Raw genomic sequence first — 15,785 nt, 5'->3', positions numbered from 1 at the left:
CCCGTGCCACTACCATATTTTTGTTGCCGCCCAGGCAGCTCAGAAAAGTTTCTTAATCAGAGTAACTTACGCTGCCGCCCAGGCAGCGGGCCGGTGTCTATCACCGGCCTTCATTTACTCCGCCAAAATCCCAGCACCGGGTGATATCCCCAGCGTTGGTTTCTAGCCGAGGCGGTTACCGTGCCGAAGGTGCGAGCGGCGCGATCAAGGGAGATATCCAAGTCTTCTGCCAAGTCAGCCAGGGCTGTTAAATAGTCGTTGGCTCCCCAGGGCTGAATCCGCTCGCCCTGCTCTTTTGTCAGGTCTATCCGCACCAGCAGGCTCTCCTCCACCAGAACGTAGAGCTTTTCACCTCGCCTTGCGCCATCGTCTACGCGGTGTAGTGTCCAGGTTTCTCCTCCCTCATCGGGCAGCAGCGCTAGGGTTATTTCAGGTTCGAGCTGCTTGCGAAATGGGTCACGCTGAATCAATACACCGGTTAAGTGCACCTGTGGTACGGCGTACCAACTATAGGCCCCCAGCGGTGGTGGCTTGGGCTGCTTGCCAAGCCTGATCTCTTTTTTGGTTAACGGTTCGGCGGGCTGTTCGATCATCAGTTGATGCAGCCGCTCATGCTCCAAATCGACGAGACTTTCTTTAGCGTGCAGCACTTCCCGCGCCAGCACGCGCGGGCGGGCATCTATCACCTGGTACTCATCTTTAGTTAACAGCGTGGTAAGTGAGTGGCTATTAAGTTTCCAGGCCATCTTCGTTTCGAAGCCTGGCTTATGAAAAGCGGGCTCATCCGCGCGCTCCAGGTGTTTTAGATTGGTCTCTAGCAGCAAAATATTGGCCACTTCACAGGCCTGCTCGCGGTGTCGGCGCACCCGGCCCGCTAGTTGGATAATTGAGCGCATGGAAGAAGGCTCGACAATGGCCCAGTCATAATCGTGGTCGCGGCCCACTTCGGTGACCGGCGAGCCCAGCACGATAAACAGGTGGTCGTTTTCTTCGCTGCTATCCAGCAGGCGGCGGATATCGGGCTGCTGAAACACGCGCTCGGGCTCGGCCCGTTGCAGCGTTTTATCTAACCGGCGCTCAATCTCCGAGCGCATCACCAACGGGTGGCGCGAGTGGTAAACGCAGAGGTGAATGCGCACACCTTCTGGCGCGCCCTGCTGAAACAGTGCCCTGGCCACATCCACCAAGGGGTCGATATTGGCCATGCGAATCAGACCGAAACTGACGCGCTTGCTGGTGTGGGGGTCAACGGAATGATGCTGCTGGTGCATCGCCAATGCATGTTCGCGTAGCAGCGTTGCAACTGCGGGCCTGATTTCTTCTGGCCGTTTACCCAACGCTGGCAACGCTAAAATATCGCCACTGCGTCGCACCGGGCTGGAGGCTAAGCGCTCTAGCCGGCGCTTGGCAAAAGCCTGATGTGTCGCCTTGAAGGTCTCGCTACTGGCGCAGTTTTCATGTTGGCGGTCGTGCTCGTCGAACCAGGCGCAGCAGATATCGACCGCCAAACCCGGTTCGCCTCGGTGGCGTTGAAAGGCTTCGCGACCGCTGCGGTAGGCTTCATACAACCCTTCGACCAACGCGGGCGGCAAGGTGGCCGATGAAAGCAACACCCGTGATCCCAAAAGTCCCGCCCAATTGACGAGCCGAGTAAGCGCGGGCAGGTCGTTAATATCGAAATCGTCGATTTCATCGAGGACTAAATCACTACTCATCAGGCGCAGCATTGGCACGATTTGCCGACCGCCGCGCGTGCTTTCCGTGGCGGGCACCAGGTGGTCAACGGTACATACCAAAATAGGTGCGGCGGTTAGCGCTCGGGTGCCCGGTTCATCGTTCAGTCGGCGCAGTACGGGGTGGCTATCAAAATTGCCATCAAACACCACGTGGGCGTCTTCTTCGATAAGTGCCTGTTTAGATGCCGAGCCACTGGCTTCGGCCTCTTGCTCGTAGTGCGCAAACAGAGCTTTATTGGCGCTGCCGCCTACGCGCACGGCGAGTTCATCTTCACCCAGATTCAGACGCTCACGAAGGGCTTGACCAGTTTGCAGAGTCAGCGTGCGTAACCCCAGCGCAATGCTAAAGCGCGCGCCCTGCTGAGGGTCGGCCAGCGCGTACATAATGCGCCCATTCGCCAAGGTTTTACCGCAGCCGGTGGATGCCATATTGATGCCAAAGAAGCCCTGGCGCTGGCTGCGCGCTCTAAGCGATTGGGCCAGATCAAAGGCTTTATCCTGCCAGCGAAAGCGCGGGTGACTGCTGCGCTTACGAAAACCTTTATGGCGGGCTAAACGGGGCAAGTGGCTGTCGACGCTAGGCAGCGCACGGGCGACCGCGGCGGCGTGCTTTTCGACGCCAAGAATATGCTCATCCAATGGCTGATTGGGTTTGCCGGTTTTGCGCACGGTATTGGCAACCAGTGGATAGTTGGACTCACCACGCACTCGATGCAGTGGGTCTTCCAGGCTTGAGTAGTGGTGATCGGCCAGCATTAAACTTAGCCGCGCTAAGTGCATGACGTAGTGACTCTCCAACCAATGGCCATCTTTGTCCAGCCGCGCCTGTAAACGCGTGGCAAGCTTTGTGGCGCGTTCCCTCCAGCGTGTTGTGCTAACGGGTAACCCGCCACTAAATTGCCAGTAGGGCGCGATGCGATTTGGGTCTTGCGTCTCAGGAATTTCGTTCCACTCGGCGCTAATCGACTCAAATAACGCAGGCAGTTGCTCGGCTTGCAGGTTGATGCTTCCACCCCAGCGCCTGGGAATATCGTTATCGTACGACGGCGGCTTTAAGGGCAGCCGATGGTGACTAAGTACTAGCCAACCAAGCGCAGCGGCAAGCGGCGGCAAATGACTAAACACCGCTGAAGTAGCCTCATCCAGACCATCACGCTCTAACCCCTCCAACCAGTCCTGCTCTTGATAGTCACCTTCGGCCAGGCGCGCCAGCCAAGTGGCATCGTCGTCATTACCCACAAATGCCTGAAACAGGCGTAGCGATATCCACTCATGACGGTATAAGTTGCGGCCTTCCAGCTTGCCCTTAAGCCGTAGCTGAAAGGCGTCGCAAGCTTTTCCCAGGTCGTGCAGTAGCGCAGCTAGCGCGGTGAGCAGGAGAATATCTTCACCGCTATGCCAGTCGTTTTCATCGCGACGACGCAATATATCTCTGGCGGTGGTATTGGTTGGCACTGCGCCATTGATATTAAACCTTGAAGCATCCCCCACTACCCACATCAGTTCGCTGTGGTCGTGACCACGAATCCAGTGGCAGGCGACGGCGGTGTTTTTGCGGGCTTTTTTACGCAGCAGTTTGCGCAGTGTGTCCAGCCCGGCCTGGGTGATCGGCGTTTGCCAGGTGCGGTCGCCCCGGCGTTCGGCAAACTGATCAAGGATGCGGCGCGTTTCTTTAAGGGCGTTTTTGTTGCACTGGGAAATCAACAGCACGTTCATGCTTCGCCACCCCCCGACTCTTGCCCTAGCTCTTGGGCGACTTCCTTGAGCGTATCAATCATAAAGTCGAGGGATTCGGTGCGCGTTAAGCGCTCGATGCAGGCTTGGCGAAATTCCTGCTCTTCATCGCCGCGCATGGCGGAAATAAATGCCTGGGGCAGAATCACCGCGTCTTTTACCAAGTCGGCTACATCAAACACCAGCCCGCCCCGGCGGGTTTTACCGTGGAGTACCGCAAGCCCGTGAGGAATCCCCAGCACCCAGGTGGCGGTCGCCGCCAGGCCGTAAGCAAGGTAGTTGCCGTGATCAAGAAATCGGTTGGCAGGGTCAGTGCCCGAGCCGCGTTTGGCACGGGTGAAGTCCCCGTAATCAACGGCATTCACCGCCAGCTTGAACAGCGTTTTGGTTAAACGTGCTTCTAGGGTCAGCAGGTCAACGGTGCTGGGGGCTTGGGTAATCGCTTCGCGATGATGGGCAAGGGCACTCTGCAGGTGATCAGTGGATATACCAAAGCCTGCATCTTTCATAACACGGCTGGTCCACAGCGCTTCGATACGGGCAAGTCGCGCCTGCTGAAACGCCCGGGCGGCATCCAGGCGCTTTACATCATCGAACCAAAAGCGCACCCAGTATTGCAGGTACTCCGTGGGCCGGTACTCGCTTTGCGGGGTCAGCCAGGCGACATCTACATCGACCTCATTGGCAGCAAATAATGGCGTACCGCCGCCGCCGCAGAACCCAACTAATACGCCTGCCTTGGCAAGCTCGCGCATGGCTGCCTGGGTAATCGAGGTGCCGGTGCCCAGCAGTATCGAGGTGGTGTTGGCAATGGGGATATTCCAATAGCGGGATTTGCTGCCTTCATCGGTGACGTACTCTACGCGGCCACCATTCACCAACACTCGACAATGCTGAAGGTAATAGAGGTTAGCGCGCTTGGAATGAAGAATGGTTTTTAGGTCATTGGGCGAAAAGTCATCCATGCGGCGCTCCTGGTTATCGTCTCTCCTCATCTAATCATTCTTTATGAGCAAACACCATGAATCTTAGTCATACTTCGCTTCGTGTTATTCCACGCTAGCCAGCCGCGAACGCCGTGCTACGCTTAGCGCTATTGATCCCGTTAATAGGCACTTCCTTATGCATGCTTTTCGTCTTCTCTCCGCGCTGGTTACGACGCTGGTGATTGCCCTACCTGTCTCTTTGCAGGCCCACGCACAAACCCAGGCTCAAACCGGCGGGCAGTGGAGTGAGTACGATGATGTGTTTGAGGATGGCGCGCGCCATGCGCATGTTTGGCAGTGGGGCTGGACAGGCATTTACGGCACTAGCCTGGCAGTGAATGCGTACCAGTCGAGTGAGGCAAACGACGCGGATGACCGTTTTGATGCGCGAGTGGGGGTGGTGAAATCTGCGCTGGCGCTGGGCGGTATGCTGACCGACCGCCAGCCGCACCCGGCGGCGTTGGCCGAATATGAGCGTTTGAAAGCCAGCGGCGAGCTAAGCGGTGTGCAGGCGTTGGGGTTACAGCTTTCCCAGGCGGAACGTGAGCGGCGCGGCTGGGGCGCTCGCGTGGGCTCATTGGTGGTTAATGGTGTGGCGGGGGCGGTAATTGCTGCCGATGGTCGTGAAAGCGATGGCGCCATCAACTTCGCGACGGGCATGCTGGTCAACGAGCTACAGATTTGGACACAGCCGAATCAGGCGACCTCTGCGATTAATCGCTTCCAACCCGCTAATCTATCGCTGGGTCCGATGACTATTCCTGGTGAATATGCACTCCATGTAGGGCCACAGCAGCTTGGTGCTACCTGGCGCTACTAGGTTTTTACGCCAACTGCCTGCGCCAATCTCCCCCACTTATTTGTGACTCTAAAAAGCGCTGTCGGCAGTTTTCGGCTAGCGCTTTTTCGTTGTCAGCGCGGCATTAACGCGTAAAATATTCAGCAATTTTTTGGCTTTTCCAAATGTTATGTTATAACCTATTTGAAATTACACGAGGCCGCCTGATGAGTGAGCATACGCACCGCCATAACAAGGAAGGTCCTTGTCACTTCTCCTTGATGTCATTATCGGCTGTTAAACGGCTGTTGTTTGTCACCGTGCCGTTGTTGGTGCTTTGGTGTTTGGTGGTTTGGGCTGGTGGGTGGCTAGGATGAGTCAGCGCTCTTTATCACGCTGTCAGTTGCATAATCTGCATTTGGCTCAAGCGCGCCGCACGGTGCTTGAACACCTTGAGGGCGACTTTCAACCGGGCGCCATTACCGCGCTGATCGGCGCTAACGGGGCCGGTAAAAGCACGCTGATTCAGGCGATTATGGGTGAACTGCGGCCGATTAACGGTGAAGTGGTTTGTACGGTACCCAAAGAGCGCCGGGCGTGGCTGCCCCAACAGTTGGCGTTAGACCTGACCTTCCCGATGAGTGTGGAAGAGCTGGTGATGACTGGCAGTTGGCCCAGCCACGGCGCGTTAACCGGCTACTGTGCAGCGCACTATCGCAAGGGTCGCGAGATCATGGCGCGGCTGGGGATCTCGCACTTGGCCCACCGCCCCTTGGGCGAGCTTTCCGGTGGTCAGCGCCAGCGCGCACTGATCGGCCGCACACTGATGCAGGAAGCCGAACTGCTGCTGCTTGATGAGCCGTTTGCCAACGTGGATAGCGAGACCGTGGATATTTTGATCCGCATCCTGCGCCAGATGGCGGACGACGGCGCGACGATTATTGTCGTGCTCCACGATATGGATCACCTGCAACGCTTGGCCGATGAAGTGTTGATGCTAAACGGCGGCCATGGCCGTTGGGTCGCGCCGAGTGCGCTTACTGATCACCATTCACCCGCGCAAGTGGTGCCGTTTACTCTCGGAGGTCGTCATGCTGGATCTGCTTAATGCGTGGCTGATCAGCCCCTTCGATTACGGCTTTATGCGCCGTGCGGTGGTGGGTGGTTTGGCGCTTTCGCTGGCCGCCCCGCCGCTGGGAGTGTTTTTGGTGCTGCGCGGCATGAGCCTGATTGGTGACGCCATGGCCCACGCCATTCTGCCGGGCGTTGCGCTGGGGTTCCTGCTGGCAGGGTTTTCGCTGCCGATCATGAGCATTGGCGGGGTACTGTTTGGCTTAATGGTCGCGCTGCTGGCAGGGGCGGTCTCAAAAATGGGCGGCCAGCGCGAAGATGCCGCCATGGCGAGCTTCTTTATCATTTCGCTGGCCGCCGGTGTCATGCTGATTTCGATTGGCGGCAGCAGTGTAGATCTTACCCATGTGCTGTTTGGCTCGATTCTGGCAATCAACTCCACCGCGCTACTACTGATTGCAGGCATCAGCACGCTGATTGTGGTGACGCTGGCCATCGTGTTTCGCGCATTAGTGGTGGAGTGTTTAGACCCGCTGTTCTTACGCGGCCAAAGCCGCCGTAGCGGTTGGGTGCACAGCGTGTTTTTGGGGCTACTGGTGCTGAACTTAACCGCCGGCTTTCAAACCCTGGGCACGCTAATGGCGGTGGGCTTGATGATGCTGCCTGCTACCTCCGCACGCTTTTGGAGTAAACGGCTTGAGGGGTTGATCGGCATCGCGATTGTACTGGCCATGGTGGCGAGTACTGGCGGCCTGCTGCTCTCTTTCCATCTGGATATTCCTTCTGGCCCGAGCATTATTCTGCTGGCCGGGGCGGGGTATCTGTTTTCGGCCCTGTTTGGTCGCTATCACAGCTTGGCAGCCAAGCTGCGGCGTAAGACAACGCCATTGGCCGTGGAGCAAGGGTCTTAATCGTCCCTATTTATACTTATCGTAAGGAGTGTTGCATGTCGCTTGCCTATTTATCCTATCGGCCGTCGCGCTGGTTAGTGGGTGTTTCCGCCCTGCTGGCGCTGCCTGCCGCTATCGCTGATGAACGCGTTCAGGTGGTGACCAGTTTCTCGATACTGGCGGATATGGTGGAAAACGTAGGCGGCGAGCATGTTGAGGTGACCTCGCTGGTGGCTGCCGACGGCGATGCCCACGTCTACTCCCCCAGCCCCGGAGACGCCCGCTCTCTAGCGAACGCGGATTTGGTGGTGTTCAACGGTCTGCTGTTTGAGGGCTGGATGGAGCGTTTGATTAGCGCCAGCGATTATTCAGGTGCACTGGTCACCGCAACGGATGGCGTTGAACCACTCTCTTTAGCTGAGCATGAAGACCATGACGAGCACGGCCATGAGGAGCATGGGCATGACCAGCACGCTCACGAAGAGCAGGATCATGAAGAACATGGGCATGACGACCACGCCGATCACGACCATGGTAATGAAGACCCGCACGCTTGGCAGGATATGCAGCAAGCCGAGGTGTATGTCGCCAATATTCGTGACGGTTTAATCGCCGCGGATGCCGATAACGCCGATGCTTACCGCGCCAATGCGGAGCAGTATTTACAGGAAATGGCCGAGGTAGACGCCGAGATTCGTGCGCTAATTGATGAGATTCCGGCTTCCACCAGCGTGATTACCGGGCATGACTCCTTTGGCTACTTTTCCAGCGCTTACGGGGTGAACTTTCTCTCTCCGGTGGGGCTTTCGACCGAAGCTGACCCCAGTGGCGCCAGCATGGCCGCGCTAGTGGATGTGATTGCGCAGGAGAACGTACAGGCGCTGTTTCATGAGAACATGACCAATCAGTCGATCATCAACCAGCTCGCCGAAGAGACCGGCCTGCCGATCGCCGGTACGCTTTACGCCGATGCATTGACCGCAGAAGGCGAAGCCAGCACTTACCTGGGCATGATGCGCCACAATGCCCGTGTGCTGCATGATGCGTTAGCAGAGCCCGGATATATAAAGCCCGGTCATGACGATCATGAGCGTGACCACGATGACCATGACCACAGTGAGCATAATCACTAAGCCGATAGGGTTATAAACGCTGCTCACGTCGTGATAGATATGAGCAGCCATATCACCAATCATCTTTATCACGCTCTTTGCGGCTGGCCATACCCCTAACTTTCTTGCCGCACCCACTACCACAGGATCTTGGTATGCGTAAGTTAGTAGCGGTAACAACCTCCTTTCTCATGACCAACTCACTCCTGCTCGGCAGCGCTGCCTGGGCGCTTGAAACAGCCGATAGCGACGCAGTTGAAGCGCTGGTGAACGAGACTATCGTCCCACTGATGGATGAGCACCGCATCCCAGGGATGGCGGTCGCGCTGAGCATCAACGGCCAGCAGCACTACTTTAATTATGGCCTCGCCAATCAAGAAGCGGGGATTCCGGTCGCCGATGAGACGCTGTTCGAGCTGGGCTCCATCAGTAAGATTTTCACTGCGGCGTTAACAGGCTACGCGCAGTCTAGCGGTGCGCTTTCGCTTTCCGACGCGGCCAGCGAGCACCTGCCTGCCCTTGAAGGCAGTGCCTTCGATGAGATCACATTGCTGGAATTGGGCACTTACACCGCGGGTGAACTGCCGCTGCAGTTTCCCGAGGCGGTTAACAACGAAGCGGCAATGGTCGACTACTATCGCCAGTGGCAGCCTGAATCCACGCCTGGCAGTCATCGGCTCTACTCCAACCCGAGCATAGGGCTGATGGGGTATTTAACCGCCCAACGTCTCGGAAAGCGTTATGCAGCATTGATGGAGGAACATCTCTTTTCACCGTTAGGGCTTGACCACAGTTTTTATCAGGTGCCTGAAGCACAGCAGGCGCACTACGCTTACGGTTACTCGAAAGAAGATGAGCCGATTCGGGTGAACCCCGGCGTATTGGATGCTCAGGCTTACGGCTTGAAATCAACTGCTGCAGATGTGCTCACTTTTGTGGAAGCCCACATGAATGACTCAGCGCTGGAAGCCCCCCTACGCCAAGCCCTGACGGCCACGCGCACGGGGTACTTTGAGGTCGGCAATATGACCCAGGGGCTGGGCTGGGAAAGCTACGCCTACCCAGTAACGCTTGAGCAGCTGCTGGCAGGTAACTCACTTGAGATGATATTAGAGCCCAACCCTGCCAACCGCTTAACGCCCCCTTTAGCCCCTCGGCAAGAGGCGCTTTATAACAAGACCGGCTCAACCAACGGCTTTGGCGGCTATGTGGCTTTTGTGCCCAGCGAGCAGATCGGCATTGTGATGCTGGCTAACCGTAACTACCCCAATGGTGCCCGCATAGAAGCAGCGCACCAACTGCTTACCGCACTGGCAGAAGCCCACTGAGTCTCTCTCGCTTAAAACAGTCTAATGCCGCCGTTGGCGGCATTTTTTATGGCATCATCGCTAAGATCAAACAACCTAAAGTTGCATTTTTCGCTGTCAATAAGGAGACTATTACTCCTCCCCGATACTTACCTTCACTGCGAAGAGCCCTTTCCCATGCGTCTAAACGCCGATTTTAGCCACTTTGCCTGTGTTACCCCGGAAGAGTATCAGTGGGTCGATTCCCCCAGTGCGGGGGTCGAGCGCATGATGTTTGACCGAATTGGTGATGAAGTTGCCCGTGCCACCAGTCTTGTTCGCTACGCGCCTAATACGCAATTTGAGCGGCATACCCACGGCGGCGGCGAAGAGATCCTGGTGTTGGAAGGCGTGTTCGCCGATGAGCATGGGCGCTACCCAGCCGGCAGCTACTTACGAAACCCCATCGGTACCGGCCACACGCCACAGATTGGCGAGGAAGGCGCGCTGATTTTTGTCAAACTGCACCAGTTTGACCCCAACGACACGCTCCAGCTGGCGGTACCTGCGCATCGGCTTCCCTGGCAGCCGGATCGTCGCCCGCGCATTGCCTACAAGATGCTGCACACCTACAAGCAGGAGCGCACCAGCCTGGAACGGTGGTCGGCGGGCACCTCCATCACTTACCCCACGCTGCTGGGCGGCCTGGAGTTTTTGATTCTTGAAGGCAGCCTAAGCGATAGCGAGCATAGCTACACGGCGGGCACCTGGTGTCGCTACCCCAGCGGCGCAGCCCCTGCACTCACCGCCGGTGAAAATGGCGTGATGATGTACCTCAAACGCGGTCATCTGCCGCCCGCATAGCTTAGTGCTTAGCTTCGTGATAAGCCCAGAAACGGCAGCAGCGTAAGAGCCGCAATAAGCCCCACGGCTAACAGCACCAGCACCACCTGCAGCGGGTGAGCGGCCAAGCGATGCCACAATGTTTCCGCGTCGCCCCGCTCAACCGCTGCTTGATGCTCACGCTGGACGCGGTCAAGGCGCTCCGCCTGATAGGCGTCTAGCGCGGCGATAGCCGCATCATGCTGATGTGGATTACGTAGCCAGATAGCATCGACCCCCAGGCGGAAAAAGCCCGCCTGGGTTTCATAGGTATCAAAGCCATGGTCGGCCAACAGGTCACGCACTTCCATGGCCTCTTCGTCGGTAACGTGGCGCAGCCGGAACAGTAGTTCAGCCATTGGCGTGCCTCATGCGTCGCTTTTACCCGCCATCAGGTCTGCCTGAATTACTTCGATCCAGTAGCCATCCGGGTCCTTAACGAAGATAACATCCTTCATTTTGCCCTGATCAGCGCGTTTTACGAAGGTGACGTCGTGCTCGTCAAACCATGCCTGTGCCGCTGCCAAATCCGGCACGTTAAAGCAGATGTGCCCAAAGCCCTGGGGCTCGGCATTGCCATCGTGATAGGCGAAATCTTCCTGGTTTTCAGTCCCCCAGTTGTGGGTCAATTCCAACAGCCCCTTCTGGCTAAACGTCCATACGGTACGCGCGTCAGTCTCTTCCGGCACGCTGTCGCTCGGCTCCACGTTGGCTAAAAAGTAGAGCGAGAACTGCATCTCCTCGAAATCCAGCCGCCGCAGTACCTGCATGCCAAACACTTTTGAGTAGAACGCCAGCGCCCGCTCGGGGTCTTTGACCCGCAGCATGGTGTGGTTTAAACGGAATCCTTGGGTTTGAGGCGGTGTATCGACGACACCAGGATGCTGCTCACCTTGAAAACTCATCACGCTCTCCTGTCGCTAATACTGTTCATTGACTCTATTGAGCCTCACATACCGCTTACCATGGGGGCTTTATTGCCAGAATGCTAGCCCTTACAAGCACGTAGGCAGTGTCGTATCGGGGCACCGGTAAGCGCACTAGCAATCCTAAACAAAAACCCTACACTTATTATCCATAAGATTTACAAAAGAAGTTCCCGCCACATGATCGATGCCCCTGATTGAGGGCGTCCTTCAGGAGGTTTTTATGACTGCGATTGATATGACGCTGGGTGATCACTTAACCCTCAAGCAACTTTCCAATGCGCTTCACAACGGCTTTTCGCCCATTGTTGAAGTGGAGTCGATGGATGGGATTTACAGAGTGCGCTTTCATCACGCTAACGGCGTGTCTGACCTCAGTGATAACAAAGGGCACGTCAGTACTTTTCTCGGCACGGGTGAAATCCGCGATACCTTAGGCCAACTTGGCTTGACCCACGGCGTGCTGACCTTCGCTGACCAGTGCGGTGACGAAATGATTGGGATAGAGGGGAAAGCCATAACGCCTGACGAGATGCTCACCTACGGCACGCGTATTTCGTTTCGTTAGATTGCCATCGTCTGTATCCAGGGGTTTACAGGGCTACTCCAGGCAAGGATAGTAAGCGCTCGACAGGGGCGCCCTCCGTTACGGTTGGGCTGAGACGCACCCTTTGAACCTGAACCGGATAACACCGGCGTAGGGAGTCATGGTACCGCTTACCACCTCCCCGCCGGGAGGATGCTATGACCCTACCTCCGCTTGGCGATTACCTTGCAACGCTGCGCGCAGTGACACCGTTAGTCCATTGCATGACCAATTATGTCGCCATGAACAGCACGGCCAACCTGTTGCTAGCCACGGGCGCGTCACCCGCAATGCTGCATGCTCCAGAGGAAGTGGCAGAGTTCACCGCTATTTCTGCCGGGCTGTCGATCAACATTGGTACCATCTCTGCCCACTGGGCGGACGCGATGTTGACCGCAGCGGCCACCGCCAGCCAGCACTCGATTCCCTGGGTATTAGATCCTGTCGCCGTTGGCGCGACCCGCTATCGTCAATCGCTGTGCACACGGTTACTCGCGTTAAAGCCTAGTGTGATTCGTGGCAATGCCTCTGAAATTCTGGCGCTCAATGGGTTAGCCAACCAAGGCCGCGGTGTGGACTCGACAGCTGCCGCCGGCCAAGCCATCGACGCAGCGATAGCGCTGGCGCAACAACATAGCTGCATTGTCGCGATGACCGGTGAAAGCGACTGGGTGACGAATGGCACACGGCATTACCATATTCACGGTGGCCACCCTTTAATGCCCAAGGTTACAACGCTAGGCTGCGGCCTTAGCGCGCTGGTCACCGCCTTTGTAGCGGCCAACCGTGAAGCCCCGCTGGAAGCCACTGCCGCTGCGCTAGGCTGCTTTGCCGTCGCTGGCGAGCGGGCGGGCAGTACTGCTCAGGGCCCAGGCAGTTTCCAAGTCGCTCTGCTGGATGCGCTTTATCAACTGACCCCTGACGATCTCACTGCTCATACCCAGTTGGAGTCACTCCATGCCGTTTAATCTATCGCTTTATTTGGTGACCGACACTGCGCTTTGCGACGATTATGGCCTAGAGCAGACGGTTGAAGCAGCGGTAAGAGGTGGTGTGACCATCGTGCAGCTACGCGATAAGCATGCCAGCGATGAACAGATGGTTACTCAGGCCAAGCGGCTAAAAGCACTGCTGGCAGGCACCGGGGTGCCGCTCATCATTAACGACCGTTTACAGGTAGCGCTAGAGAGTCAGGCAGATGGCCTGCATGTCGGTCAGAGCGATGCCGCTGTTCAGGAAGCACGCCGAGCGCTAGGTGAACAGGCGATTATTGGCCTGTCGATCAATACCCTCGCTCAGCTCCAAGCGGCGCCCATGGCGTTAATTGATTACGTTGGCATTGGGCCCGTGTTTGCAACAGTGAGCAAACAGGACCACGCCCAGCCTATCGGCTTTGGCGGCTTGGCTTCGCTGGTCAAAGCGTGCCCACTGCCCAGCGTGGCGATTGGTGGGTTGAAAGCTGAGCATGCCATTAGTGTGCAGCGGGCGGGAGCGAACGGATTAGCGGTGATTTCAGCCATTTGCGGCCAACCCGATCCTTTCCAGGCGGCACGCGCCTTTCAGGTCGCTGCTGCGTCATGAACCAAATAGAGCATATCGTTGCTTTCGTGCGAGTCGCCGAGCTGGGTAGCTATACCCGGGCAGCTGAAGCACTCGATATTTCGCGTACCCGCGTGTCGCGTCAGGTCATGGCACTGGAGAAGGCACTCGGGGCGCGACTGATACAGCGCACTACGCGTCGCCTGCATCTCACGGAAGCAGGAGAGCGCTATTTAATGCGCGCCCAGGGTGTGCTGCAAGCGCTCGATGAAGCCGCTGCTGAAGTTGGCCAAGGTACCAGCGATGTGCGCGGCCGTTTACGCGTAAATGGGCCCATGAGTTTTGGTACCCGCTACTTAACGCCACTCGTCACCCAGTTTATGCTTACCCACCCGGCGCTTGACGTGCGCCTGGACCTTAATGACCGTCGCGTTGATCTACTTGAAGAGGGTTATGACGTGGCGATCCGTATCGGCAGCCTGCCCGACTCCAGCCTGGTGGCACGCCGCCTGACCCGCTGCCGTTTGCTGTTTTGTGCCTCCCCTGAGTATCTTGCCACCCACGGCGAACCCGTTAGCGTTAACGACCTTAATGAGCACCGCTGCCTGCGATATCGTAGTGGCCAGCAGAGCGCTGACTGGCAAATTGCTACGCAGTCTTTGACGGTTAATGGCCCACTGGAGAGCAATAATGGTGATGTACTGACCCAGGCTGCTGAAGCGGGCTTAGGCATCGCACAACAGCCCAGTTTTCTGGTCACGGAGAGTATTGTCAGCGGGCGGTTAGTGCCGATTTTAACCGACGAGCCCGCGGTGCGGCTCGACGTTCACGCGCTCTACCCTGCCCGGCGGTATCTGCCCGCCAAGGTGGAGCGCTTTATCGATCTGCTTACCGAGGCGTGGGGAGATCCACCTATTTGGGAACAGGCGATTGGATTATCGCCTATTACGCAACAGTGATGTGCATAACGCGCTGATTATCTCACCCTGGCCTAGCTGTAAAGTAGCTCCATCAACCACACAGATGGAAGCTCCTCAAATGACGACTCAATCATCACTTACGGCCACTCCCTCTCTACAGCCTTATGCTATTACGCTTCTGCGCATCAGCCTCGGCGTTATGGCCCTCGCTCACGGTTTGCTCAAAGTGTTGGTATTTACCGTACCGGGTACGGTCGGCTATTTTGAGTCACTGGGTTTGCCGGGGGTCTTAGCCTACTTAACCATTGCTGCTGAAGTGGGCGGTGGGATAGCCCTTCTGCTCGGCGTATACACTCGCTGGGTAAGCCTAGCACTGGTACCGGTACTGCTGGGTGCCGCTTGGGTACACTTGGGTAACGGTTGGATGTTCTCGAATGCTGGTGGCGGTTGGGAATTCCCGGTGTTTTGGACGCTGGCCCTCATTACTCAAGCGGGTTTAGGAAGTGGTCACTGGGTGTTAAACCGTCGCTTCGCCTAACCTCATCACCGGCGCTTGCTCCACCGCAAGCGCCGGTACTACCGTGGAGATCTACCCATGTTACCTAGTCTATTTATTTCCCATGGTTCACCCATGCTGGCGCTGAATAAAACATCTGCCCATACGTTTCTGCGTGAACTTGGCAGTCAGCTCTCGCCTAAAGCGGTGGTAGTGGTTTCGGCGCACTGGGAGAGCAGCGAGCTACAGGTCAGTAGCAGCGCCAAACCGAAGACGATTCACGATTTTGGTGGCTTTCCGCAGGCGCTTTTTGATTTGCAATATGCCGCCCCTGGCGACCCTGAACTGGCTGAACGGCTGGCCGTGTTGTTGGGCGCCAAACCGGTAGAGCGCGGCTTCGACCATGGCGTTTGGGTGCCGCTCTCGCTAATGTTTCCAGACGCTAATGTACCTGTCGTTTCATTATCGCTGCCGGTGCGCTGGAGCAGTGCGCAGCTTGCGGCACTCGGTGAACAGTTATCGGTACTTCGGGATGAGGGCATTTTGGTTATCGGCTCGGGCAGCCTGACCCATAATCTATATGAACTGATGGCGCAAGATAGCCCAATGCCCGGTTGGGTAGATGAATTTGCGCGCTGGGTACACGATCACCTGATCGCCAATGACCGTGAGGCGTTGCTAAATTGGGAGAACGCCCCTAGCGCGCGGAAGAATCACCCCACGCCAGAGCACTTTCAACCCTTGCTGGTCGCGATGGGCGCTGGCGGTAACGCCACCCAGCTACACAACAGCGTGGAACACGGCGTACTGGCGATGGACGTTTACCAGTTCGCTTAAGCGTAC

Annotated in this window: 16 protein-coding genes and 1 riboswitch; of the genes, 12 read left to right on the top strand and 4 right to left on the bottom strand. The window is 57.0% G+C overall.

Features of this window, described 5'->3' with window-relative positions; genetic code table 11:
• Positions 1 to 110: 110 nt before the first annotated feature.
• Together cas3f and cas1f are read right to left on the bottom strand one after the other, a co-directional pair.
• Positions 111 to 3,452 carry a type I-F CRISPR-associated helicase Cas3f gene (cas3f, locus tag ACXUPB_RS00870; RefSeq protein WP_101147094.1) on the bottom strand — a complete coding sequence of 1,114 codons (3,342 nt, stop codon included), beginning with the start codon at positions 3,450 to 3,452 and terminating at the stop codon, positions 111 to 113.
• Positions 3,449 to 4,435 carry a type I-F CRISPR-associated endonuclease Cas1f gene (cas1f, locus tag ACXUPB_RS00865; RefSeq protein WP_101147095.1) on the bottom strand — a complete coding sequence of 329 codons (987 nt, stop codon included), beginning with the start codon at positions 4,433 to 4,435 and terminating at the stop codon, positions 3,449 to 3,451. Before cas1f ends, cas3f begins: the two co-directional genes overlap by 4 nt.
• Positions 4,436 to 4,592: 157 nt before the next feature.
• Here cas1f and ACXUPB_RS00860 point away from each other — a divergent pair, with 157 nt between their 5' ends.
• The 6 genes from ACXUPB_RS00860 (at position 4,593) to ACXUPB_RS00835 (ending at position 10,457) form a co-directional block, all read left to right on the top strand.
• Positions 4,593 to 5,276, top strand: coding sequence for a hypothetical protein (locus tag ACXUPB_RS00860; protein WP_101147096.1), 684 nt, complete (start codon positions 4,593 to 4,595; stop codon positions 5,274 to 5,276).
• A 331-nt stretch (positions 5,277 to 5,607) separates the two neighbouring features.
• Complete coding sequence (locus ACXUPB_RS00855; RefSeq protein ID WP_101147098.1) at positions 5,608 to 6,342, top strand: metal ABC transporter ATP-binding protein; 735 nt, start codon at positions 5,608 to 5,610, stop codon at positions 6,340 to 6,342.
• A complete protein-coding gene (locus ACXUPB_RS00850) occupies positions 6,326 to 7,216 on the top strand; it encodes a metal ABC transporter permease (RefSeq protein WP_101147099.1) in 891 nt (296 codons plus the stop codon). The genes ACXUPB_RS00855 and ACXUPB_RS00850 overlap by 17 nt, the downstream gene beginning before the upstream one ends.
• 35 nt (positions 7,217 to 7,251) lie before the next feature.
• A complete protein-coding gene (locus ACXUPB_RS00845; protein WP_472954860.1) occupies positions 7,252 to 8,328 on the top strand; it encodes a metal ABC transporter solute-binding protein, Zn/Mn family in 1,077 nt (358 codons plus the stop codon).
• Between the two features lie 170 nt (positions 8,329 to 8,498).
• On the top strand, positions 8,499 to 9,635 hold the full coding sequence (gene ampC / locus ACXUPB_RS00840; protein WP_472956645.1) for a class C beta-lactamase: 1,137 nt from the start codon (positions 8,499 to 8,501) through the stop codon (positions 9,633 to 9,635).
• A 156-nt stretch (positions 9,636 to 9,791) separates the two neighbouring features.
• The gene (locus tag ACXUPB_RS00835) at positions 9,792 to 10,457 is read left to right on the top strand and encodes a cupin domain-containing protein (RefSeq protein WP_101147102.1); all 666 of its coding nucleotides are present in this window, start codon (positions 9,792 to 9,794) and stop codon (positions 10,455 to 10,457) included.
• 8 nt (positions 10,458 to 10,465) lie between these two features.
• On the opposite strand, the gene ACXUPB_RS00830 is transcribed toward ACXUPB_RS00835, so the two are convergent.
• Complete coding sequence (locus ACXUPB_RS00830; RefSeq protein ID WP_101147103.1) at positions 10,466 to 10,834, bottom strand: DUF6164 family protein; 369 nt, start codon at positions 10,832 to 10,834, stop codon at positions 10,466 to 10,468.
• 9 nt (positions 10,835 to 10,843) lie between these two features.
• Positions 10,844 to 11,380 carry a lactoylglutathione lyase gene (gene gloA / locus ACXUPB_RS00825; protein WP_101147104.1) on the bottom strand — a complete coding sequence of 179 codons (537 nt, stop codon included), beginning with the start codon at positions 11,378 to 11,380 and terminating at the stop codon, positions 10,844 to 10,846.
• 244 nt (positions 11,381 to 11,624) lie between these two features.
• On the opposite strand from gloA, the gene ACXUPB_RS00820 reads away from it, so the two are divergent.
• The 6 genes from ACXUPB_RS00820 to ACXUPB_RS00795 all read left to right on the top strand — a co-directional run bounded on the left by ACXUPB_RS00820 (position 11,625) and on the right by ACXUPB_RS00795 (position 15,779).
• Entirely contained in the window at positions 11,625 to 11,969 is a 345-nt protein-coding gene (locus ACXUPB_RS00820) for a hypothetical protein (RefSeq protein WP_101147105.1), read from the top strand.
• A gap of 54 nt (positions 11,970 to 12,023) precedes the next feature.
• Positions 12,024 to 12,122: riboswitch (TPP riboswitch) on the top strand.
• A gap of 23 nt (positions 12,123 to 12,145) precedes the next feature.
• Positions 12,146 to 12,955 carry a hydroxyethylthiazole kinase gene (gene thiM / locus ACXUPB_RS00815; RefSeq protein WP_472954857.1) on the top strand — a complete coding sequence of 270 codons (810 nt, stop codon included), beginning with the start codon at positions 12,146 to 12,148 and terminating at the stop codon, positions 12,953 to 12,955.
• Positions 12,945 to 13,568 carry a thiamine phosphate synthase gene (gene thiE / locus ACXUPB_RS00810; RefSeq protein WP_472954855.1) on the top strand — a complete coding sequence of 208 codons (624 nt, stop codon included), beginning with the start codon at positions 12,945 to 12,947 and terminating at the stop codon, positions 13,566 to 13,568. The genes thiM and thiE overlap by 11 nt, the downstream gene beginning before the upstream one ends.
• Positions 13,565 to 14,485: a LysR family transcriptional regulator gene (locus tag ACXUPB_RS00805; protein WP_101147108.1), complete on the top strand. Its 921-nt coding sequence runs from the start codon at positions 13,565 to 13,567 to the stop codon at positions 14,483 to 14,485. Before thiE ends, ACXUPB_RS00805 begins: the two co-directional genes overlap by 4 nt.
• A gap of 64 nt (positions 14,486 to 14,549) precedes the next feature.
• Entirely contained in the window at positions 14,550 to 14,984 is a 435-nt protein-coding gene (locus tag ACXUPB_RS00800; RefSeq protein WP_101147144.1) for a DoxX family protein, read from the top strand.
• Positions 14,985 to 15,041: 57 nt separating this feature from the next.
• A complete protein-coding gene (locus ACXUPB_RS00795) occupies positions 15,042 to 15,779 on the top strand; it encodes a DODA-type extradiol aromatic ring-opening family dioxygenase (protein ID WP_101147109.1) in 738 nt (245 codons plus the stop codon).
• The last annotated feature ends 6 nt before the right edge of the window (positions 15,780 to 15,785 follow it).

It is taken from the genome of Vreelandella sp. DA03-1M (assembly GCF_055725665.1).
The sequence above is the reverse complement of the archived record's forward strand: the minus strand, read 5'-3'. Positions and strand labels throughout refer to the sequence as shown.